We start from the raw sequence: 21,454 nt of genomic DNA on the forward strand, positions 1-21,454 counted from the left end.
TATCTATACGGATAAAGAGCTAGTTGATTTAGCAGGACAATAGTTGGAAGTCACGCCACCACAGAGGATGGCGTGATAACATAAACCTTACTGGCGAATATCGCGTTATTCGCCATTAGTTTCTTAAATGCGATGCCTACAAAATAGATTAAATCTCTTTTAGGCACTCGCTTATTCCCTCTTTTATATCCCCCTCTAAATTACCGAGGAAGTCACCTATTTTGCTCTTCTCTAGCTCTTTAATTAGATCAAAATCGGGTTTAAACGGGGTACCATCAAAATACCTAGCTTGGGTTCCTGGCCCATCAGGAGATCCATGATCTGCGTCGATAGACTCACGCCACCTTTGAGCGTGAGTGCGCCACTCTTCTGTGTCTACAAGTTCAGGCTCGGTAAACCAAACATTCCAAGTCAGCACATTGCCCACTTGCAGCATATTGCCTGAGCCTAAATTAAACACATCCATAATCAACTTATTAAACGCATCAACCACTGGGTATCCAGTCTTTAAGGGCGCACCGATCTCAACACCTAAATTTCCCACGCTCCACGCTTGTGGATGCTTAGCAAACTCAGGAATATCGAATCCGGTACTTTCACCGCTTAACAGAGGGAATATTGGCTGTTCAGCTTGACCAACTTTATGGGTGTATACAACAATCGCCTTAGACTTTTCAGAAGGGAAAGGTTGTTTACTCTTTTCAAAGTGGGACCATAACAACTTAACAATAGGCTTTTGTACTGCACTTGGGCTGAACCAAATTTTGCCGACCACACTCATATCTGCTGCGATCTCACGATCTGTTTCATCAACCCAGCCTCGCTGGCCAGTCACTGTCACCTCAACATTCAGGGTGCCCAATGATGGCGAACTAATCCCCTGCTGTGGACAGATAATGGAATAAACTCTGCCTGTGTCAGTGTATCCAAGTCTAGATATATCCGGGGCAAACATCTGATAACAGCGTTTAGGGTTTGAATTGCCTTTCTCTGTCTCCCAACTGAACTCAGGCCACTTCACCGCTTGCTGACGCTGGAGCAGATCAATATTAGCCATGTTGTCCAACATAGGTAATGAAGTAAGGTTTGGATTCGGATAAGCAAAATCAGGGTTTGACTGCTCAAAGCCTCCCTGCCAACCAGATACAACACCTGTGTATTTTTTAATGTCCATAAATCAATATCTTCCTTTTCAGTTAACTCAGCGTTAGCTTTAACAACCTAGAGACGCTTTGGCCTTAGTCGATAAAATGAAGCTAACAGATTAATTAACAGGAAAATATTACACTCAATTACAATCACCAGGAACACGATAAAAAGCGGACACTTAGGAGTTACCGCTTAGCGACTATAGCCCTTAACTTATTAAGCGCTTCAACCGAAAAACCATCATCGTAGAAGTAGAGCACGGTGCCACTTTCGTCCAATAACACCACTCTGGCATTGTTTGGATCTTCATTGCCTGTATATGACTGCACCTTGTCACCATCTTGGTAAACAGTCACAACACCTTTCCAAAGGGGCTTAGGAATACCTGCGCGCATCCCATTATTTATCATGGTGCTAAACATTCTAGGAAACAGTCCCTGAATCGTCGGCACCTCATACACATCGATACGAGTCTGTGTCATATCTAGGCCAATTAGCCATCTATCGATATCAAACTGAGAGTCTTGCTTGTAGCCAATTAATAGCAGTGCAGGCTGACCATTAAGATCATCAGGAAGGGTTAATGGCTCCCCCTCTAATGTCTCGCCACTCGCCTTAGGAAATTGAGTGCCTGTAACGGACTGATTAGGGTAGGTTGTGCTACATCCACAGATAAATAAAGCCAATAAACCTAAAACAATAGCACGCATTAAATTCACCTATTAATCTCAACATTGATATTGAGTTTTATACGTATGGCTGCGCGCTTTAGATCATAACATTAAGGTTTTTTAGCTGCTTGAACCTCTATCTCAACTTTCCATTCAGGAGAAAAAAGCCCCGCGACAAAGAGCAAAGTAACCGGTAAAACTTGTGACGGCTTATTGAATAACCGCTGCATTGCAGCTCGATACCCAGGGAGAGCATCCCTATCAACAAGATAAACTCGTACACTAACAATATCTTCGCGCTCCATCTGATTGGCCAGCAGCAAACCATCTATATTCTGCCAAGCAAATAGAACCTGTTCCTCAACTCCGCTTCCCAGTTTGCCTTCGAGATCGAAACCTAACTGACCTGCAATATGTAACCAATCACTGTTCGCTGGAACATAAGCACAGTGATGGTAGCGCGCTGCAGGTGGCGCTATATTTTCCGGACTCCAAATCTTGTTCATAGGTTACTTTTTCCTAAGAGGTTTAATCATTTCTAAAAGCAGTACACCCTAAAACGGCTTCTTGATATATCCAGTTTTGATGAACTGAATGTTCAGGTAAGTTGAATTATGATGTGGAGATCCCATCACGATAAGCTATCGGGCAAGCTAAAAAGAGAAGAGAGAAGAAACAAGAGAAGTAAAATGTAAGTCGGGTTTCGCTGCCGACAGATACCCAATTAATGGGTATCGCCGACAACAGACAGCTTAAAATATAACGCTTTAGACTAGGGCTCTTTATACAAGGAGCTTTAAATTAGGCTTTTGCTTTCTGCCCCATCAAATAGGGGCGAGCCAGCAAAAATATACCGACCAGAAGGAAAGGAATACTGAGCATCTGGCCCGCGTTCAATACAAAACCATCGGCGTAAGCTGCTTGAGTCACCTTGATAAATTCAATCGCGAACCTTGCACTAAATACTAGGCAGAGGAACAAACCAAATATCGCGCCCTCTTTCTGCTTCATCTGGGTGTACTTATAGACAAGACACAAGGTGACAAAGATAGTCAGGTAAGCAAAGGCTTCATAGAGCTGGGCTGGATGACGCGGCAGCATATCGATACGCTCAAACACGATTGCCCAAGGCACACTGCTCGGCACACCTAAGATCTCCGAGTTCATAAAGTTAGCCATACGCACGAAGAATCCAAATATCGCCGTTGCAATCGCCAACCTATCCAGTAGAAATAGGAAAGGCATCTTGGTCTTCTTGTGGTAGTAGAACAGGGCTAAAATCGCACCGAGACCACCACCATGGCTGGCAAGTCCCCCCTCCCAGATGGCAAAAATCTTGAGGGGATGGCTAAAGTAGTAAGCGGGATCGTAAAACAGACAGTGGGCGAGGCGAGCACCGACGATAATTCCCACCACACAGTAGATAAGTAAGTTATCCAATGACGCGACATCATGGCCCTCTTTGATGTAGATACGTTTCATCACCTGAAAACCACATGCAATTGCAGTGGCAAAAAGGGCACCATACCAGTGTACTGTCAGCCCCATAAACGAGAATAATACAGGGTCGATATTCCAAATAAAGTGGTCCAAAATAAGCCTTCCAAAATCTGATGGGACAAAAATTATCGAATTAATTTTTCAATTGACTCGGAGTTTTACCCTGATGTGGATGAATAGGCAAGGGATTACCCGATTCTTATGTAAGAATTCATCAAGAGTTATCACATCTAACACAGCTTTTAGCGAACCTAGCTTAAGGCTTCGCTTACATTGTCATTCAACCTTGTCTCTATAGTCCGACCTTGTCACTTCTACGCTCCATCAAGACGACATCACGCCATACCCCATTCATCTGGCCTAGCCTTTCTCTAACGCCTAAAATCTTAAAACCACACTTTTGGTGTAGATTGATACTCGCTTGGTTCTCAGGAAAAATAGCCGACTGAAGCGTCCAACAGCCCGCCTCTTCCGATTGTTTAATCAGCTCTGTCAGCAAGGCGTAACCAGCACCATTTCCTTTCGCATTGTCACTAATGTAGATACTCACCTCCACCACTCCTGCGTATGCCTCACGGGTGGAGGTCGGCAATAAACCTGCCCAACCGACAAGCTGGCTATCAATCTCAATCACCAACCGACATGGCGCCAACATGGCTCTGTCCCACTCCGGCCAAGCTTTGGGTTGCTTCTCAAATGTGGCATTGCCACCGTCTATCCCCTCTTGGTAGATATCGGTGACCGCTTTGAAATCAGCAAACTCAAACTCTCTTATCTTCATATATAGAACTCCAAAATCTCATCAAACTAACTGCTTATAGAAGACACAAGTGGCTTCAAGCTCACCCTCAGTGCTGAGTGCAAAATCGGGGATCTCACCCACTCTCAGAAAACCCAACTTGAGATACAGATTAGCAGCCAATGAGTCCGTAAGTGTGTCCAAAATCAGCAGTGTGCGCCCCCTGCTTTTCGCCAATGCCTCAATTTGGTGCATAAGCTTGCCAGCTATGCCCAATCCTCGTGCATCAGGATGAACCATTAACTTCTCAACCTCCGCCCTATGTCGCCCATTTTTCTTATCACAAAATGATAGCTGAACCGTCCCGAGCACCTGCTGATTTTCAGTCGCAAGCAGAAGTATTCGACCACCTTGATTGAGATCGGTTTCGACGCTATCCCAGTAATAGCGAGACTCTCGCTCACTGAAGGGAGTAATAAAACCTATGGATGCCCCCAAGTCCACGCAGCGCTTTAGCTGTAAAGCTAAGCCATTTTTCAAGGAGGGGTCTGAGGAGGATAAATCTGTTAGTTCAATTATCTGCATTGCTGTTCCGGTAATGAAAACTAATTCCGAAGCCAACTATGCAGATAATATTCCTAGTTTTATTAATCTTAAGGAAGAGACTGTGCAAGCGATGAACTCACCATTAGATCAACGCTTATACCCAAGCTACTTGGAAATGCAGGATTCAGTGGGAATTTAATGCATTTTAGGCAAGGCATTGTTTGTAGTTAATGGTTGTTCCCTTAGCAAAATCAATAACGCAGAATAAAATGCATTAAAACCCATCAACGAAGGCTTTGTGCAAGCCCACTTCGTTGTTGCATTGGCTTAAAAGGGAGTCACCATTTTTATGCCAATGCGTCTAGAATTGATCTCGCACAATGCCTCTGAAACGAGCATTCTCAGGTAGTTTGGGTATACAACTCGTAACTCAGCAGTTTGCAGCCTCACCAAATAGGCGCACAAACTGATCTAAGCCTTCATTGATAAGCTCATCACTGATGGTGAGAGCTGGCAGAAAGCGGATCACATTGCCATAGAAACCACAGGCCAGCAGTATCAATCCATATTTCGCCGCCTTCGCAATAATGGCTTGAGTTAACGCGGTATTAGCTTGCTCACAGTCACCATTACTGACTAACTCCATGGCGATCATGGCACCTTGGTTACGTACCTCACCAATCAGTTGCGGATACTCAGCTTGCAAAGCCGTTAAGCGCTCATTGAAAATTGCGCCAATCTGAGCTGCGCGCTCAACTAAGCCCTCCTCTTTGATCACATCAAGCACGGTCAGGGCTGCGACACAGGCAACAGGCGAGCCACCATAGGTTCCACCTAGTCCTCCTGGTAACGGCGCATCCATGATCTCGCTCTTACCAACAACCGCAGCAATAGGAAATCCACCCGCAATTCCCTTAGCCATAGTGATGAGGTCAGGTTCAACACCCGCATGCTCAAAGCTAAACATCTTACCGGTTCGGCCAAAGCCTGTTTGGATCTCATCAGCAATTAAGACGATACCATGGTCATCACACAAGCTACGTAACGCCTGTAAAAACTCGGCAGGCGCGGCATAAAAACCACCTTCACCTTGTACTGGCTCAACGATAATGGCCGCCACATCACAGGGAGCAATATCCACCTTAAAGAGGTTGTTTAATGCATCAAGGGAGTGTTTAACCGAAATATTGTGATAATCAATTGGAAAAGGAGCATGAAAAACATCGCCAGCAAAAGGGCCAAACTGATGTTTATAGGGTGTGATCTTCCCAGTTAATGCCATGGTCAAGTTAGTGCGACCATGGAAACCACCATTAAAGGCGATAACTCCGCGACGCCCCGTATGAGCCCGAGCAATTTTGACGCAGTTCTCCACCGCTTCGGCGCCAGTCGTGACAAAAATCGCCTTTTTATCACTCTCACCTGGTGCTATCTCCGTTAGCTTTTCCGCAAGCTCGACAGCCGATTCATAGGGGTTAACCATGACACAGGTATGGCTGAAGTTATCTAGTTGCGCTTTTACCGCAGCAACAATTTTAGGATGGCTGTGCCCTGTATTACATACGGCAATACCTGTCCCAAAGTCGATGTAACGTTTCCCCTCAACATCCCAGAGCTCCGCATTCTTAGCCCGCTCAACATAAACCGGATACGCATTACCTTGGCCTCGAGCTATGGCCTTAACTTTTCTCGCTTGTAAGCTGCTGTTTGTCATGATTCTGGTCCTATAAAAAACGGTGCTAGGTGTTAGCAGACTGAATTAACGGTCGATGCCGCCCATGCACAAATACTTAATCTCTAGGTAATCATCTAAACCATATTTAGAGCCTTCACGGCCATTACCAGACTGTTTAACACCACCAAAAGGAGCGGCAGCATTGGAGATGATTCCTTCATTCACTCCCACCATGCCATATTCGAGCCCTTCGCCCACGCGCCAAACTCGGCCAATATCTCGCGAATAAAAATAAGCCGCTAACCCATATTCAGTATCATTGGCTATCTCAATCGCCTCAGCTTCGGTATCGAAGGTAATAATCGGCGTCACAGGACCAAAAATCTCATTGCTTGCCAGCGCCATATCATTGGTCACATTAGCCACGATAGTTGGCTCATAAAAGCTGCCAGCATCACTGCTTTGTTTGCCACCTTTAATGACGACGCCACCCTGCTCCACTGTTTTATCAACCAATGCCTGCACTCCCGCTACGGCCTCAGATGAGATCATCGGGCCCACATTTACGCCAGCTTCCAAGCCATCTCCCATCTTAAGAGCTTCGACCGCTGTAACAAACTTGTCGGTAAAGGCTTTAGCCACCCCTTTTTGCACTAAAATTCGGTTAGTACAAACACAGGTTTGACCCGCATTACGGTACTTAGAGATCAAAGCTCCCTGAACCGCGGCATCTAGATCGGCATCGTCGAACACGATAAATGGCGCATTGCCACCCAGCTCCATGGAGACTTTCTTCACCGTTGTCGCCGTTTGCGTCATCAAAATCTTGCCCACAGCTGTTGAACCAGTGAAGGTAAACTTAGCCACATCAGGATGTTGAGTTAACACCTTGCCCATACCAACAGAGTCTTCACCTACAACCACATTAAATACGCCAGCAGGCACACCCGCACGCTCAGCAAGCTCAGCCATTGCCAGTGCCGAAAGCGGCGTTGAAGGAGAGGGACGAACTACAAAAGTGCAGCCAGCTGCCAGCGCAGCCGCAGCTTTTCGGGCGATCATCGCATTGGGGAAGTTCCAAGGCGTAATAGAGGCGACCACACCAACAGGCTGCTTGATAACAACAATGCGCTTATCACCCGAGGGCGCAGGAATAGTATCGCCATAAACTCGCTTGCCCTCTTCGGCAAACCATTCGATAAATGCAGCGCCATAGGCTATCTCACCTTTCGCTTCTGCAAGCGGCTTGCCCTGTTCTAACGTTAAGATACGACCAAGATCATCTTGCGCTGCCATCATCAAATTAAACCAGGTTCTCAAAATAGCAGAGCGCTCATTAGCTGACTTTTTCGACCAAGTTGGCAATGCTCGTTTAGCCGCAATAACCGCTAACTCAGTTTCATCCACGCCAGCATTGTGCACCTGAGCAATCACCTTACCATTGGCAGGGTTGGTCACATCAAACTTCTGCTCACCATCACTCCAGCTCCCATCGATATAGGAACTGAGCTTCACTAATCCTGTGTCGTTAACTGCTTGCATCTTCACTCCTAATCGCTGTGTTCCTAAAATCTTAAATAACTGAGTCACGGCTACACAAAAAATCTATTAATAACACTATTGAATAGCAAAACTATCTCAGGTTAAATACAAAACATTAAACCTTAAGTTTTATTGAGGTAAAACTTTGAAAAAACACTCCATCATCCCTAAAGCGATCACTGAGTACGATCTACGTCTACTACGTATCTTTCGTACTGTGGTTGAGAACGGTGGCTTCGCTGCATCTGAAACAGAGCTTGGTGTCACTCGCTCCACTATTAGCGTGCATATGTCCAACCTTGAGAGCCGGATGAAACTCAAACTTTGTAGCCGAGGACGTGGAGGCTTTGCACTAACCGAAGATGGCCAGGCGGTTTATCACGCCTGTATTGAGCTATTTGACTCACTAAATGACTTTTCCATGTTGGTGAGCAGTTTAGGAGAGGAGTTAAGTGGTGAGTTAACGCTACTTTGCGCCGATCAACTCGATAATACCATGCAGAAAAAACTGGCCGAAGTGATCCGCTATTTGCATCAAAAAGAGCCTCAACTGCACCTGATATTAGATGGGGATTCCATTCATAATATTGAACGTGCACTGTTGCAGGATAAAGCACACCTTGGGCTCCTCCCCAGTTACCACCAGATTGAAGGACTTAATTACCACACCATCTACAGCGAGCCTATCTATCTCTGTTGCAGTGAGCACCACCCCTACTTTGAGTTGGAAGACGGTGAGATCACCCCAGAGATGTTAGCTCAATCCCCCTCTATTCACCCCGGTATCGACATAGATAGCGACGGTCGTGAGCAGCTTAAAAAACTCAACTTATCTGCCAAGGCATACCAGTTTGATACTAGAAAAACCTTAATTCTATCGGGCTGCTACATAGGTTATCTGCCCGAGAGCTACATCCAAAACGAGCTAACAACGAAGCAGATGCGGATAATCCACAGTGATAGTGCGCGCTACCAATTTAACCTCTCCATGGTATTTAAGAAAAACCCAAGAGAGACTCACAAGGTAGAGCTGTTAAAAACCGCTTTCCATAAAGTGTTTGGTTAGAGCTCATAACATGAAGGTGAAGCAATTAGTTTTGTTCACTCAATGCCAGCTTGATACCAAAGCAGATAAACAGGGCGCCAGCACACTGATTCATTAACTGATTAACTCTTCGACTCTGCTTCACTCTGCGCCCTACCGATGCCGATGACCAAGCAAGTAGGTGGCACCAGATCATGCCATTTATGTTGAAAATCAACCCTAAGATAAGAAAAGACAACACCTTATTGGGCGCATCATAAGCAATAAACTGAGGTACAAATGCGAGAAAAAACAGAGCCACTTTAGGGTTGAGGACATTGGTCAGAAAACCCTGAGAGAATATTTTCTTCTGTGATGTAGGCCTATGTACCACCGACTCTTCAGCAGAGTCTTTACGGCTCAATATCATTGAAAGCCCCATATAGACCAGATAACAGCAACCCAAAATCTTAATCACAGTAAACGCAGTTGCCGATGTCGCTAATATGGCCGACAAGCCAAATGCCGCTGCAAAAATATGCACTAACGTTCCACTAGCAATACCAAATGAAGCTGTTGAACCAGCTCTAAATCCTTGAGCACCACTTCGGCCTATAACATAGAGCGAATCAGGCCCTGGCATAATATTCAACGCAATCCCTGAGATCACAAACAACCAAAGGTCTGTAATTCCAAACATGACAACTCTCCCTGTTAATAAAAGAACCATTATCTTTACTTAGACTCATATTAGCCATCAAAAACACAAGAAAATACCCCCTAGTAGTTTAGAAACTTGCCTAGTAGACTAGGTTTAGGGATTCAAGCTATTGATTTGGAATTAGGTAATGCAGTTAAAGGATGAGCTACTAGAGCTAAGGGCGGAGTTAGATAAGCTACGATGCGAGCAAACAGAGCAGCAACAAGGCCTAACCAGCCAGTTAGATCGATTGAGCAGTAAACTCGATAGCCTTCAACTTAAGGTCAATACTCAAGCCCTCGATACCAGTGATAACGACTTAGCTGTTAGCATGGAGGAACAATCGAGTCAGACAACAAGGGCTATTGAAACAGTAACGCCAACAAAACAAGCTGACGCTTATCAGCAGGTGACGATTGACCCTTGGAGTGAGACAGAGTTAACACCGCCCTCTCAACATCAGACCCGCAAAGCTAAATCAGGTGCAAGCACTGAACTAGCCGCTCAGCTAAGTCAGTCGGCAGCCCAACTTAGTGACAGTTTAATCAGCCTACTTGGCCCATTATCCGGAATTTTTAACCAGATAAAATCTTTCTATCAACACTATCAGGGTAGAGGGCAAGGGCCAGTATTCCTGATGACAGTCGCTGGGATCATCACCCTAACCTTAGGTTTTGGCTACCTATTACAATACTCAATCAACAACTGGTTTTCTGAACTTGGTAAAGCACTATTTGGCTTTGCTTCGGCAAATGCTTTTATCGCTATCGGTGCATTTATCCATAAAAAACGCCCCGGTATGCAGGACTTCGCCTCGAGTCTGGTTGGCTTAGGACTCATTCTCAACTTCTTAAGCGCCTACTTTATCGGGCCTTATTTTGGCCTTATTCCCACAAGTATCAGCTTTATCCTATTATTTTTAATCACATTAGCTGGCTTTGGGATCTCGATGAGGCTGGAGACTAAAGTGGTGTCTGTTATCAGTTTAGTCGGGGGCTCACTCGCTCCCATGATGCTGATAACAGCTAGCCAATCTCCCCTGCTTTATCTTCCTTATCTGCTTATTATTGGCGGCTGCGCACTTATACAAAGTCGCAAGTTAAACTGGCCTCCTCTAATGGAGGTCACCAGCTTATTGCATATCGCCTGTATCGAAGTCTTTATGCTCTACTTAGGGCAAGCCTTCCCCTATTTAGACTGGGAGATCGCGCTAGGGATAATCTCTATCTCAGGCATTTTCTATCTTTATGGCTTTACTGGAATCTACTGGCTCCTTAAGTCTCGCTCAGACGATAACCCTAACACCTCGCCATTAACGTCACGTATCCTAGCATTACCATTTGCGCTGATCGCATTGGTGTTAGTCGCTAGTAGTCAACTAACCCTGTTTGATGGAGAGGTTTTTCTAATAAACAGTGGAATATGTATAGGTTTGTTTTTTATATTTCGTAACAGCTTACAGATAAAAAACATATCATTAGTATTCGCTGGCAGTTTTGCAGGTTTTGCAGCACTAAACCTTGTTAGTCATGAATACTTGGGACTGGTTCTTCTATTGGAGGGCCTTTTACTACTCTGGCTTGGTGCAAAAGAGAGATTAACTTCAGTGCGTGCTGAAGCCTATGTGTTACTTGCCTTAGGTCTACTTCTTAATATTTCAGGCATACTCAACTCGATAGATCTAAGCCCGTTTGGCTTTTCTAATTTCGACATCTATGGCTTTACACTTATCTTGCTACTGCTGACAACAGCTACAATCTACTCAATCGGTCAACTTTTACAAAGGTACCAAGGTGACGAGAAGAAACCTTACTTACTCCCCTATGAAAGACAGATTTCATTACTCGTAAAAGAGCTTGTCAGTGTCGGCTATACAGCATCCTTGCTCTTTATTGCAGCATTAACCAGCTATGATTTTTCACTCAATTTTATCCCCTTGATCAGTTTGCTTCTTCTCTACTTAGCAGCAAGAGATAAGCTTAAATTCACGGAGTTATTCGCTTGGCTACTTCTAGTGCCTCTGCTTCTTCAGATTAGCTTCGGCATCCTTGAGTCGGGCAGCTTCAGCTTTCGCCATCAAGCACTCTATGCACAGATTGCCAGAGTTGAGCTGTTTGCAAGCTTAATCTTGGCTTACTACTGGTACAAGCGTCACTTTAGTGATTCCAAATTGGTTCAATTTGCTGGAGTGGTTCAGCTTGTTTGTTTTATCTGTTTACCCTTACTCTTTATTCCTAAAGTCATCAGGGAGTATGGAGAGTACATCAGTTTAGCGCTCTGGTTAAGCTGCTTTATCAGTCTAATTCTCGCACGTGTTATAAGACACAGAGCCTTAATATTTGAAGCTAAGATCCTTACACTTATCGCCATTTCAAGCACTGCATTAAGCTGCCTCGAACATGAATGGCAAGGGCTAATAGCGTTAACTATTGGCGCTATAATGATGAGCTTACTGCTTGTGCGCTACCAGCAGTTAGACAGACTTTCACAGCGTATACTCACTTTTCAGTGGCAGTTAAGTCCCTTCTATTTTGGGTTGGTAACAGCTGTATTAGTTCAAAGCCTTGTCGGTATCTGGCTAAGCCATTGGGGAGTCGTGGCAGCAGTATTGTCTGGGTACTTTGCTTGGCTTATCAGTTTAAAACCGATCCCAGCCGTATTGAAGCCCGGCGTGAGTGTCGCGTATGGTTTAACCTTGGTTTTCGCCATCGCTCCTCTGCTTATCCATAAAGAAACCTACATCGCTTCCGGTGTTGAAAACTTGCTATTTTGCCTCTCTGAAGCAACAACTCTGGGGGTATTAGCTTGGCTTGTTTTAAACAATGGATCAGTCATAAGAGCCCATAAAGCACAGCTTCCTTTAGTCATTTTACACTGGGGATGGCATCTGCTATTAGGGATAAATTACATGATGTGGAGCTACCAACTTCCCCATGAATTTGCTGCCCCTATTAGTGCTATTTTACTCGTGATTCATGGCTGTGCATTGATGTTTATTAGCCTTAATCCTAAACAGGCACAGATAATAAAACTAGCAGGTCTTTTATTTGCTTTGGCATGTTTTAAAGTCATCTTTGTCGATATGGCCAACTTCGAAATAATTCAAAAAGTGGTCGCCTTTATGATCATCGGAGCCATATTGCTTTCTGTTTCCTATTTCTATCAAAGGGCCAGAAACCAACAAAACTAAACTTAAGGAAGCCAAGGCAAACCTTAGCTTCCGTTTTATGCAGTAGCTTATCGGCTCGATTAATCTTTTGATGCCCGCACGGACTCCTCAACAAACTTACTAGCGTATCATTCTTCATATTTAACTCATTTCAGTTTGCCTAATTCAGCTTGAAAGTTTTACCAGTTAAAACCTGTCATTAAAATAAGAAGTAAAGCTAATTCAACTTTGACCGATAACATAACTAATGATCAAAAAAGCCATTAGTTAAAAAGTAGAAGAGGATGATTTTTTCGAAGAAGAGTGAATATCACAGGACGATAAATGGCGAGAATCTATATGCACATTATTAGCTGATTAATGATCAAAGCTAAGCATAAGTTCGCCCAAGGAACTGTAAAGCAAGGAGTATTTTATGCTAATAAATTCAAATGTAGTACCCCCTTGCTACCATGTTAATCATTAAGTGCCTTACATTATCCCTTTTCGACATAGAAAGTAAGTTGTAATGATGGGCGAACATATGATCTATTTATTGGCTCGCTTTAAAGCCCAGAGCGGTAAAGAAGAGGCGCTTTTAGAACTTTTAAAAAGCGTTGTTCTACCGACAAGAAGCGAGCTAGGTTGTGTTAGATATGAACTCCACGAAGAGAGTAAAGAAAAGGGACATTTCGTTTTTATAAAAGCATTTGTCGATATTTCAGCATACGAAAAACATAAGAACACCAGACACTATAAAATTATGATGAAGGAGGTTCCTGGGCTCATCACCCAAAAGCCCGAAATAATCATGCTGTCTAAGCACCTATAACTCTTTGCATAAAAGTAAAGACTTGTTCTGATGAAGTACTAATAGGCTAGTTACATTACGCTAATTCCAAAAAGATTAGACACAACTAAAAGATAACATCTTGGAATTATAACCGTTAAACCTATTCAGGTATAAAAATCAAAGTTATGAGTAATCTGTTTTTCGACAACCCGACGAGTCACTATTTGCCCATTCAGAAATCGATTCGAATTCAGGGTCACGTGACGAGCATCTCTCTGGAAAAGCTCTTCTGGGATCTTTTAGATCAGATAGCTGAAAGCCAAGGAATGAAGCGGAATCAGTTCATTGCTAGCCTCTATATTGAAGCGCTTGACCACCATGGAGACGTGAAGAATTTTACTTCACTGCTTAGATCTGCCTGTGTTCAACATATCCTCTCCGATAAGAGCGAGGAAAAATGACGACTGAGCTAAACCGCTCCCCACTTTATCCTCCATGCTTAACAGTATTTTTAATTAAATCCCTCTAGCATCTCAGGCTTAAACGCATCTGGCGATACTGTCAGCTTATGTTCGGTAATCATCTCCTCTAACTCAGAGATATCCTTCTCCACCTTGCTCATCGTCAAGGTCATTGGTTGATATCCAAGAAATAGACCTACTTTTAGTTAAAGGCCTCGAGCATCTTCTCATCAAACTGATCTAAGGACACCGTCTGCTTAGACTCACAGATACGTCGCTCAAGTTCAGAGATATCCTTCTCCACCTTGCTCATCGTCAAGGTATTGTTGTCCAAAAAATAGACCTGTTTTAAACCTGCATAGTAGAAACTCAGGATAACTAACGCATTCACCTCGTGATTGTTAGCGGCCGCTTTAATCGATTTCAGTCGACGATAGATACGGTTATGCAGCGCTTTGAGTCGCCACACATAATAGACCTCATGCATAAAAGCGCTATCTTTTACTCGGATCATCACACTCAAACAGACCACAACCGCAAAGATCACTCCCAAAAGGTTAAGGTGAAAGTTTCCAGTTGACTCTCCAGAGGCGATATTTTCACTGGCTTGAGTCCCAAATGCAGCGATCAAGAGCGCACCAAACACTAGAGATAAAATCGTTAACCCAGCCACTAGAGCAATACTCACTAGGTTGAGGTTCTTCCTGTATCTGCTCTTATCGATATCAATTAGCTTCACTGTATAGCATCTCTTTAAATCTGCTCATTAATAATGAGCCGTATCATAACCTAACAACTTGCCTCAATCTCGAGAGGATTAACAAATTAAGAAAAAAACCAAATAGAAGTAAAAACATCTAGACGTCTAAATTGACAGGACATAACAAATCTCATATCCTCTCTGTGAGATGTACCATACTGCTTGTTTTAGAGAAATATCGCAGCGTGTTCCAGCTAGGAGGCAATGGAAACTTATGGTTCGATATATACCTAAATCGCTTAGGTATAAAATAAACTGAGAAAGAGAGAACACATTGACGACTTCAAAACAAACTTCACCAAGCCATGACGTGAGCCCCCAAAATACGGCGCCCACGGCCTCCTTTTTGGCTTTGGTTCCACTATTCCTATTTTTAGCTCTATTTATCGGTGCAGGCCTCTACTTTCAGAGCCAAGGCGTAGACTTTGCCTTCTACCAACTGCCAAGTGTGGTCGCCATCTTACCTGCGATCATCTTTGCCCTTATCATCTCTAAGCAGAAGTTAAACCAGAGCATAGAGACCTTTATCGCTGGAATAGGTCATGCGAACATCATCGCAATGTGTCTTATCTATCTGTTAGCTGGTGCTTTTGCTGCTGTCGCTAAGGCGACTGGTGGTGTGGATGCCACTGTGGCACTGGGTCTCTCATTAGTGCCATCTAACCTGCTACTTCCAGGCTTCTTTGTCATCGCAGCATTTATTGCCACCGCCATGGGAACCTCAATGGGTACCATAGCCGCTGTCGCTCCTATTGCGCTGGGTATCGCTAATGAAGCCCAGATAGAGCTAGCTCTGATGGCTGGTGCTGTTATATCCGGAGCGCTATTTGGTGATAACCTCTCTATCATTTCAGATACCACAATTGCAGCAACGCGTACTCAAGGCTGTGAGATGAAAGATAAGTTCAAAGAGAACCTCATCTTCGCGATTCCAGCCTCTATCATCACACTCGTTCTCTTTACCTTAGCGGGACAGGGGCAAGCTGACGTTGCCGCTCAAGAGATCGATTTTATCAAAGTGATCCCCTACCTAACCATTTTGCTGCTAGCAGTTTCAGGCTTAAACGTATTTGTCGTACTGACTATCGGGATCTTACTGGCGGGTATCACTGGGCTTTTGACCATGGATTACGGCGTGATCCAGTTTGGCCAAGATATCTATGCGGGCTTTGGTAATATGCAGGAGATCTTTATCCTCTCTATGTTAGTGGGAGGACTGGCAGCACTGATGCAGCAGCAAGGTGGATTGGCCTTCGTTAGCAAGCAGATAGAGAAGCTTATCGCTAAGTTCTCTAAAGCTAAGGGCGGCGCATCGACTCGCGCATCAGAACTCGGCATGGCGGGCATAGTGGCACTAACAAACACCTGTGTGGCTAACAACACAGTCTCTATTGTCGTTACTGGTGATATTGCAAAAGAGTTGGCTCTGAAGCATCAGGTCACACCTAAACGTGCTGCCAGCATCTTAGATATCTTCTCCTGTATCATACAGGGACTTATCCCCTACGGTGCTCAGGCTCTACTTATCGCTTCAGTTTTCAGTATCTCGCCGATAGAAGCGGTCACCCACGCTTGGTACTGCATGATCTTAGCTGTAGTCGCTGTTTCTATTGTGATTTTACGTAAACGAGTCGCTTAATCGTTATCGAAGTAGCATATAAAAAATAAGTAAGTCATAAGTACTATAAAGGAGGGCGAACAATAGCCCTCCTTTTTTATTTCTAACGCTTTTCTCCTCAGCGACTACTATTACTTTGTGCTCGATACCACTATCGTCCTATTGTAGTACTAAAGTATTTAGGGCATCTTGGTGCATCACAGTGATAGGGATATCTCATTGGAGGCAACAACCTCAATAAATAAAGGTGCAGTTACTGCACGCTTTTTAATCCCTAACAAAGTGAACTCGATGGCTCAAGAACTCGATACTCATTCGCCCCGTTATGATCTTCACAGACTCGTTGTCTTGATGATTTTAGCTGGCGCTTTTACCTCCGCCATCGGGATCTCAATCTCAGTGTGGGCGGAGTATCAGCATATCGGCACTGAGGTATTTTTCAGACGAGCTGATTATTTAGGCGATTATATCCACTCTCCTCTCGCCTATATCTACAACCTCTCACTGGTCATCGCCGGCTCCTGTATCTTGCTCTCCATGTATGGCCTATTTCGGCTCAAACTTGGCTACTACAGTCACTACATCGCTATCGCAGGCTTCTGGGTTGGTATGTCGATAATACTTATCGGTGTGTTTCCAATTAACTACCTCGATGAACATCGCCTCGTCTCTACCAGCTTTCTTATGGGCACCTTTGTACTGTATCTGCTCACCATCAGCCTGCGTTTCAATCACAAGGGACTATGCTCAACGCCCCTGTTTCTCATCAGCGTATTCGGACTTATTAGTGCAACTGGACTCATCTATCAGCTAGATTGGCAGACCTTAGACTTTATCCCCTGCCTACACGACCAAGGCGAGTTTTGTTGGGTTTCACTAAACATGTGGTTTCAGACCAGTATCACCATGATCTGGTGCGTTGTCTTAGCATTTACGGTCCGAAAGCTCTCTAATGAGAACTACACTCCTGACATGTAGCCTTGTTACACTTATAGCTGTAAGCACATAAAGCAGTAAGCACGTAAGGCTCATTGAAAAAAGTGGTAAACTAGTGGCAAGCTTTCTAATAACATCGACATAGATGGAACACAATCCCACCCAAATGCGTCTAGCAAAATACTTAGCCCAAACCGGACTGTGCTCCCGTAGAGCCGCAACTCGCTATATACGCGACGGCTTAATCACCATAGAGGGGCGCATAGCAAACCATATCGACACAGTGACGCTAATTGAAACGCCCCAGGGGATAGAGAGTAGCGAACAGTTAACCTTCGATGGCGCACCTATCTCTGCAGTAGAAGAGAAAGAGTATTGGGCATTTCACAAGGCGGTAGGCACCGACTCTCGTCTGTTAATTGATGATTCTAGCAGTCTATTGCATCTGCTGCCTGCAACACCAAGGCTCTACCCCGTAGGCCGTTTAGACAAAGATTCCCGCGGCCTTCTGCTGCTGACCAATGATGGCGAACTGACTCAAACTCTGATGCATCCAGATTTTGGCCACAGCAAAATTTACCATGTCAGGGTCGACAGAGATTTTGACGATAACTTCCTCCAAGCAATGGCTCAAGGGGTCAGCTACCGAGATGTCACCACTCTACCCTGCACACTAACACGGTTAGCCAAAGACCAATTTGAGATAACCCTGACACAAGGGCTAAACCGGCAGATCCGCCGTATGTCACAAGCATTAGGATTTAAGGTTATCGATCTTAAGCGGGTTAAGATCCAAAGTTTAGCCCTTGGCGATCTCAAGGAGGGAGAGATGAGGCAACTGACATCTTCAGAACTCATCAATCTTAAATCAGCCTTGGAATGAAGGCTGAATACATTTTCTTATTTAGCTTCTGGCTGGTTTGATAATTGGTGTTGTGTTTGAAGGTTGTACCTTCATTGTTATCTATCGCTTGCAGCGTGCTTATGTGTAAGTAATCTCTCGGTACGCTGTAAACCCATCCTTGGGCGCTCTGCGATTTCATCCTTGAAATCGAAGTCCTCGATCTCACTTACACCTGATCATTTATCTCTTCGATTTGTCGTTACTTGGTTGGGATTTGAAACTGATTTTTGCCCCAAAGTTGTCTAGTCTTCGAATGAAGGCTGAATACATTTTCTGAGCTGGTTTATTTGACTGCTTTGGTATTGGGCTGAGTTATTGAAGGTCGTATCTTCATAGTTATCTATCGCTGGCAGCGTGCTTATGTGCAGATACTTCTACGAGACGCCACTAGCACGTCTGACCTACACGGATAGTAGGAAATGCAGAAAAATGTCTGGAACATTTTCTGCCCTGTGGGCTTTACGGCAGCTTCTGACCCACAAGGATGTGGGAAATGCCGGAAAATGTAGGGAACATTTCTGGCCATGCTGCCAAAACTCGTAGCCGCACCTACACCTACTGTTCTAAAAGCAAGAGTATCTCTTCCATTTGGCTTATCTGGGTAAATCGCTAATACGTAAAACTTTGGCTATAGAAAGGCTTTTGCATCGTCTATAAGTTATGCCTGTCCTATCTTTTGATTGCTATCTTTTGATTTGTACTATGTAGCACTGACCTCTTTGTAATACTTTTCTCATCAGTCGGAAAGGTATGGGTTCCATTTAGCGAAAACCTCTAAGTTCATCAGTGTTTGCACTTATATACAGTAGTATCGGTTTTGTGCGGTAAATCTCTAAATTTTGTGCAATCAGTTCACGGTTTGTTATTGAGTGGAAATAGATGTAAATTCAAGTAACTAAAAACGCGCTTGCTCGGTTTGCAGGAGATACGAGGCAAACAAAGTGTGCATTCTCGTTTTTCCAGAAGGTGTGTTTAGGCTAATCGTTGTAAATAATTATAAATCAGACGATTAAGCACATACACTTTAACTGGTCTAACTTGATAAACGCGCAAGGCGTGTATACAAATGTTATGAGAGCTAATATGGACAGAGTCATTGGCGGTGATGTAATCAACATCGAAGCTCCACAAGATAGGCAATATCTGAAATTCGTTGTTCGTGTTTCTTCTTGCGATTTTGACTCAATTAATGTTCGATTTTACAACTCGGACGGTTCAGCCATTAAGATCGACTTTTCTGAATTAAGGATTGGATTGGTTTGGAACTCTGAAACTGATGTGACGACTTTGGGTGAGTTAGAAGAAGTAAATAAATTTGAAGAAGGTTTTGTAATATTGGGCGATTTTGGCACTGTCTATGTGTACTGTGATCAATGCTCGCCCAGTTTGAAAACTTTCATAACAAGCTGCTGAATTCAGATTCACCAAGGCTGTCATGCCATTTGCTGAGCAAATCGCCTGCTAGCACATGGTTCACTTATTAGCAGGGCGTTAGGCATACAGGGAAGCATGGAACCTTTAATCAATATATTAAATCGAGCTAGAGTCGGGCTTGAAGAAGGCTGGCTATATCTTCCTGAAAATTCCGATTGGACAGTAAATACGCTTGGAATAATTATCGATGCCGACTCTCTTGAGCAGCATGAAGTGGATGAGGAAGATGAACCTATATTTGCCAAAGAAAGGAGGCTAATACCCACTATTGATTCCGCCACCATTGAGAGTGTTGCGGCCTGTGCTGAAAATCTTGATGACGATTTTAGTGAGGAATTACTTCTAGAGTCATTTGTCTACTATGTAGAATACGATGCCTTCTTACCTTATTCAGGGTTTAAGCCATTACCACCAGAGGGGCATCGAAATAAGCTTGATCGAGATTTCTATGATAGCTTGGGCGAAGAAAGACCTAATACGCCCTGCAAAAGAGAAGATTGTTCTCGTGGGGCAGTTAAATATAGTGTTCTATGTAGAGTTCATCACTTCGAAATGATTCACAAAAGACCATGCCCATTTTCAGATTGAGCGCTGCCTAACAATCGCATTAAAGCCACCCAATAAGCGCCTGCTGGGTCGGCACAAGGCCTCAAAGGCTAGCAGGCGCTTATTGGGCGCGAATAGATAAAATTGGAGATTTAACATGGATCGAAGTTTTCCTGAAATACTAAAAAAATTGCATGAAATTGAAATCGATTATGCTGATGGAGAAGGGATTGATTTTGAACCATTCGATGAGTTTTATTCCGAGGAAGAAACTTCAGATTGGATTAAAGCATGGACAGGAAACGATACTCTAGACGGTAACGAATATCTGATCTATGGCCAAGATGGCACGGGTGGTTACGTTGCATTCTGGTGTGTAAGAAAGAATGCTGATTTGCTAGAGCAACCTATAGTATTCTTCGGGTCCGAAGGTGAGGTTGGTGTGGTTGCCCAGAGTTTTAGTGACTATGTTTGGTTATTTGCTAATGGTATAGGTCCATATGAAGCAGTTGCTTACCCAGATCTTGAGCGACCTAAAAGTCAAGATTTTATTCGTTTCGCAACTGAGTACGCCCCTTCAAGTAAAAGTACAGCTAGTCAGATAGTCGAAAAAGCAAAAGCCGAATTCCCAGATTTCGAAGGTATAATTGATAGATTATGTCAGTAATATCAGCAGCGCCTAACAAGCGGATAAAGGAGTCGGAGCGAATTAGTCCCTTAAAACAACTTAAGATACTTTTTCTAATCAATGACCTGTTAATTAAATCCATTGCTCTAACGCATTTCTGTCCAAAAATATCAAATCGAAGAGATAAACAACTGGTGTGAACGCGGCTGTGACCTTCGACATCAAGGATGATGTCGCAGAGCGTATAGGGACATATTCATAGCGTGTCGCAGAAGTGTTTACACGTTCAGCGAGCCGCAGGCTATAGATAACAATGAAGTTATGATTTCCAACAAGCTAGTCAAATACAAACCCTACCCTATGAACCCAGCTTAAAAAGATATTTGAAACTTGCTATCTGGCAAGTCAGCAAGTTTTTGTCCAAAATCGAGTTACAAGTAAATTTAATTCGAAGAGATTAACAACTGGTGTGAACACGGCTGTGACCTTCGACATCAAGGATGATGTCGCAGAGCGTATAGGGACATATTCATAGCGTGTCACTGAAGTGTTTACACTTAAGCCTGCTGCAAGCAACCAACACCAATGAAGCTTTGGTGCTCAGCAAATAAGCTAAGTACGAAACTAGCCCAATGAACCCAACTTAAAAAGATACTTGAAACTTGTTATCCGACAAGTAT

The 21,454-nt window shown here is 43.8% G+C and carries 22 protein-coding genes; 11 read left to right on the plus strand and 11 right to left on the minus strand.

Going from position 1 to position 21,454, the window contains the following annotated elements; translation table 11 throughout:
• Positions 1–148 precede the first annotated feature (148 nt).
• From SWOO_RS19815 to SWOO_RS19840, 6 genes are all read right to left on the minus strand, one after another.
• Positions 149–1,174 carry a hypothetical protein gene (locus SWOO_RS19815; RefSeq protein ID WP_012326444.1) on the minus strand — a complete coding sequence of 342 codons (1,026 nt, stop codon included), beginning with the start codon at positions 1,172–1,174 and terminating at the stop codon, positions 149–151.
• A gap of 160 nt (positions 1,175–1,334) precedes the next feature.
• Positions 1,335–1,859, minus strand: a complete 525-nt coding sequence (locus SWOO_RS19820; RefSeq protein WP_012326445.1) for a hypothetical protein — start codon at positions 1,857–1,859, stop codon at positions 1,335–1,337.
• Between the two features lie 71 nt (positions 1,860–1,930).
• Complete coding sequence (locus tag SWOO_RS19825) at positions 1,931–2,326, minus strand: RidA family protein (RefSeq protein WP_012326446.1); 396 nt, start codon at positions 2,324–2,326, stop codon at positions 1,931–1,933.
• Between the two features lie 295 nt (positions 2,327–2,621).
• Positions 2,622–3,413 carry a prolipoprotein diacylglyceryl transferase gene (gene lgt, locus SWOO_RS19830; protein ID WP_012326447.1) on the minus strand — a complete coding sequence of 264 codons (792 nt, stop codon included), beginning with the start codon at positions 3,411–3,413 and terminating at the stop codon, positions 2,622–2,624.
• A gap of 199 nt (positions 3,414–3,612) precedes the next feature.
• The gene (locus SWOO_RS19835; protein WP_012326448.1) at positions 3,613–4,101 is read right to left on the minus strand and encodes a GNAT family N-acetyltransferase; all 489 of its coding nucleotides are present in this window, start codon (positions 4,099–4,101) and stop codon (positions 3,613–3,615) included.
• Between the two features lie 21 nt (positions 4,102–4,122).
• On the minus strand, positions 4,123–4,644 hold the full coding sequence (locus SWOO_RS19840; protein ID WP_012326449.1) for a GNAT family N-acetyltransferase: 522 nt from the start codon (positions 4,642–4,644) through the stop codon (positions 4,123–4,125).
• A 13-nt stretch (positions 4,645–4,657) separates the two neighbouring features.
• Here SWOO_RS19840 and SWOO_RS26110 point away from each other — a divergent pair, with 13 nt between their 5' ends.
• The gene (locus tag SWOO_RS26110) at positions 4,658–4,804 is read left to right on the plus strand and encodes a hypothetical protein (protein WP_195743015.1); all 147 of its coding nucleotides are present in this window, start codon (positions 4,658–4,660) and stop codon (positions 4,802–4,804) included.
• A 231-nt stretch (positions 4,805–5,035) separates the two neighbouring features.
• On the opposite strand, the gene gabT is transcribed toward SWOO_RS26110, so the two are convergent.
• Together gabT and SWOO_RS19850 are read right to left on the minus strand one after the other, a co-directional pair.
• Complete coding sequence (gabT, locus tag SWOO_RS19845; RefSeq protein ID WP_012326450.1) at positions 5,036–6,319, minus strand: 4-aminobutyrate--2-oxoglutarate transaminase; 1,284 nt, start codon at positions 6,317–6,319, stop codon at positions 5,036–5,038.
• Positions 6,320–6,364: 45 nt separating this feature from the next.
• The gene (locus tag SWOO_RS19850; RefSeq protein ID WP_012326451.1) at positions 6,365–7,822 is read right to left on the minus strand and encodes an NAD-dependent succinate-semialdehyde dehydrogenase; all 1,458 of its coding nucleotides are present in this window, start codon (positions 7,820–7,822) and stop codon (positions 6,365–6,367) included.
• A gap of 145 nt (positions 7,823–7,967) precedes the next feature.
• Between SWOO_RS19850 and SWOO_RS19855 the strand changes: the two genes are divergently transcribed.
• Positions 7,968–8,888: a LysR family transcriptional regulator gene (locus tag SWOO_RS19855; RefSeq protein WP_012326452.1), complete on the plus strand. Its 921-nt coding sequence runs from the start codon at positions 7,968–7,970 to the stop codon at positions 8,886–8,888.
• Positions 8,889–8,913: 25 nt separating this feature from the next.
• Here the strand turns inward: SWOO_RS19855 and SWOO_RS19860 are convergent, their stop codons facing one another.
• Positions 8,914–9,546, minus strand: a complete 633-nt coding sequence (locus SWOO_RS19860; protein WP_012326453.1) for a LysE family translocator — start codon at positions 9,544–9,546, stop codon at positions 8,914–8,916.
• A gap of 148 nt (positions 9,547–9,694) precedes the next feature.
• Between SWOO_RS19860 and SWOO_RS19865 the strand changes: the two genes are divergently transcribed.
• The 3 genes from SWOO_RS19865 (at position 9,695) to SWOO_RS19875 (ending at position 13,948) form a co-directional block, all read left to right on the plus strand.
• Positions 9,695–12,736: a DUF2339 domain-containing protein gene (locus SWOO_RS19865; protein WP_012326454.1), complete on the plus strand. Its 3,042-nt coding sequence runs from the start codon at positions 9,695–9,697 to the stop codon at positions 12,734–12,736.
• Positions 12,737–13,238: 502 nt separating this feature from the next.
• A complete protein-coding gene (locus SWOO_RS19870) occupies positions 13,239–13,526 on the plus strand; it encodes a putative quinol monooxygenase (RefSeq protein WP_012326455.1) in 288 nt (95 codons plus the stop codon).
• A 146-nt stretch (positions 13,527–13,672) separates the two neighbouring features.
• Positions 13,673–13,948: a ribbon-helix-helix domain-containing protein gene (locus SWOO_RS19875; RefSeq protein WP_012326456.1), complete on the plus strand. Its 276-nt coding sequence runs from the start codon at positions 13,673–13,675 to the stop codon at positions 13,946–13,948.
• 50 nt (positions 13,949–13,998) lie between these two features.
• Here the strand turns inward: SWOO_RS19875 and SWOO_RS26405 are convergent, their stop codons facing one another.
• Positions 13,999–14,121 carry a hypothetical protein gene (locus SWOO_RS26405; RefSeq protein ID WP_012326457.1) on the minus strand — a complete coding sequence of 41 codons (123 nt, stop codon included), beginning with the start codon at positions 14,119–14,121 and terminating at the stop codon, positions 13,999–14,001.
• Positions 14,122–14,150: 29 nt separating this feature from the next.
• Complete coding sequence (locus SWOO_RS19880) at positions 14,151–14,687, minus strand: DUF3087 domain-containing protein (RefSeq protein ID WP_012326458.1); 537 nt, start codon at positions 14,685–14,687, stop codon at positions 14,151–14,153.
• A gap of 295 nt (positions 14,688–14,982) precedes the next feature.
• Here SWOO_RS19880 and SWOO_RS19885 point away from each other — a divergent pair, with 295 nt between their 5' ends.
• The 6 genes from SWOO_RS19885 to SWOO_RS19910 all read left to right on the plus strand — a co-directional run bounded on the left by SWOO_RS19885 (position 14,983) and on the right by SWOO_RS19910 (position 20,813).
• Positions 14,983–16,347, plus strand: coding sequence for a Na+/H+ antiporter NhaC family protein (locus SWOO_RS19885; RefSeq protein WP_012326459.1), 1,365 nt, complete (start codon positions 14,983–14,985; stop codon positions 16,345–16,347).
• A gap of 270 nt (positions 16,348–16,617) precedes the next feature.
• Complete coding sequence (locus SWOO_RS19890) at positions 16,618–17,304, plus strand: DUF998 domain-containing protein (protein WP_041418298.1); 687 nt, start codon at positions 16,618–16,620, stop codon at positions 17,302–17,304.
• 124 nt (positions 17,305–17,428) lie between these two features.
• A complete protein-coding gene (locus SWOO_RS19895) occupies positions 17,429–18,145 on the plus strand; it encodes a pseudouridine synthase (RefSeq protein ID WP_157582397.1) in 717 nt (238 codons plus the stop codon).
• 1,104 nt (positions 18,146–19,249) lie between these two features.
• On the plus strand, positions 19,250–19,579 hold the full coding sequence (locus SWOO_RS19900; protein ID WP_041417804.1) for a hypothetical protein: 330 nt from the start codon (positions 19,250–19,252) through the stop codon (positions 19,577–19,579).
• A 96-nt stretch (positions 19,580–19,675) separates the two neighbouring features.
• The gene (locus SWOO_RS19905) at positions 19,676–20,188 is read left to right on the plus strand and encodes a DUF7716 domain-containing protein (RefSeq protein WP_012326463.1); all 513 of its coding nucleotides are present in this window, start codon (positions 19,676–19,678) and stop codon (positions 20,186–20,188) included.
• Positions 20,189–20,303: 115 nt separating this feature from the next.
• Complete coding sequence (locus SWOO_RS19910) at positions 20,304–20,813, plus strand: SMI1/KNR4 family protein (protein WP_012326464.1); 510 nt, start codon at positions 20,304–20,306, stop codon at positions 20,811–20,813.
• Positions 20,814–21,454 lie beyond the last annotated feature (641 nt).

Origin of the sequence: Shewanella woodyi ATCC 51908 (assembly GCF_000019525.1) — a bacterium.
GTDB lineage: Bacteria > Pseudomonadota > Gammaproteobacteria > Enterobacterales > Shewanellaceae > Shewanella > Shewanella woodyi.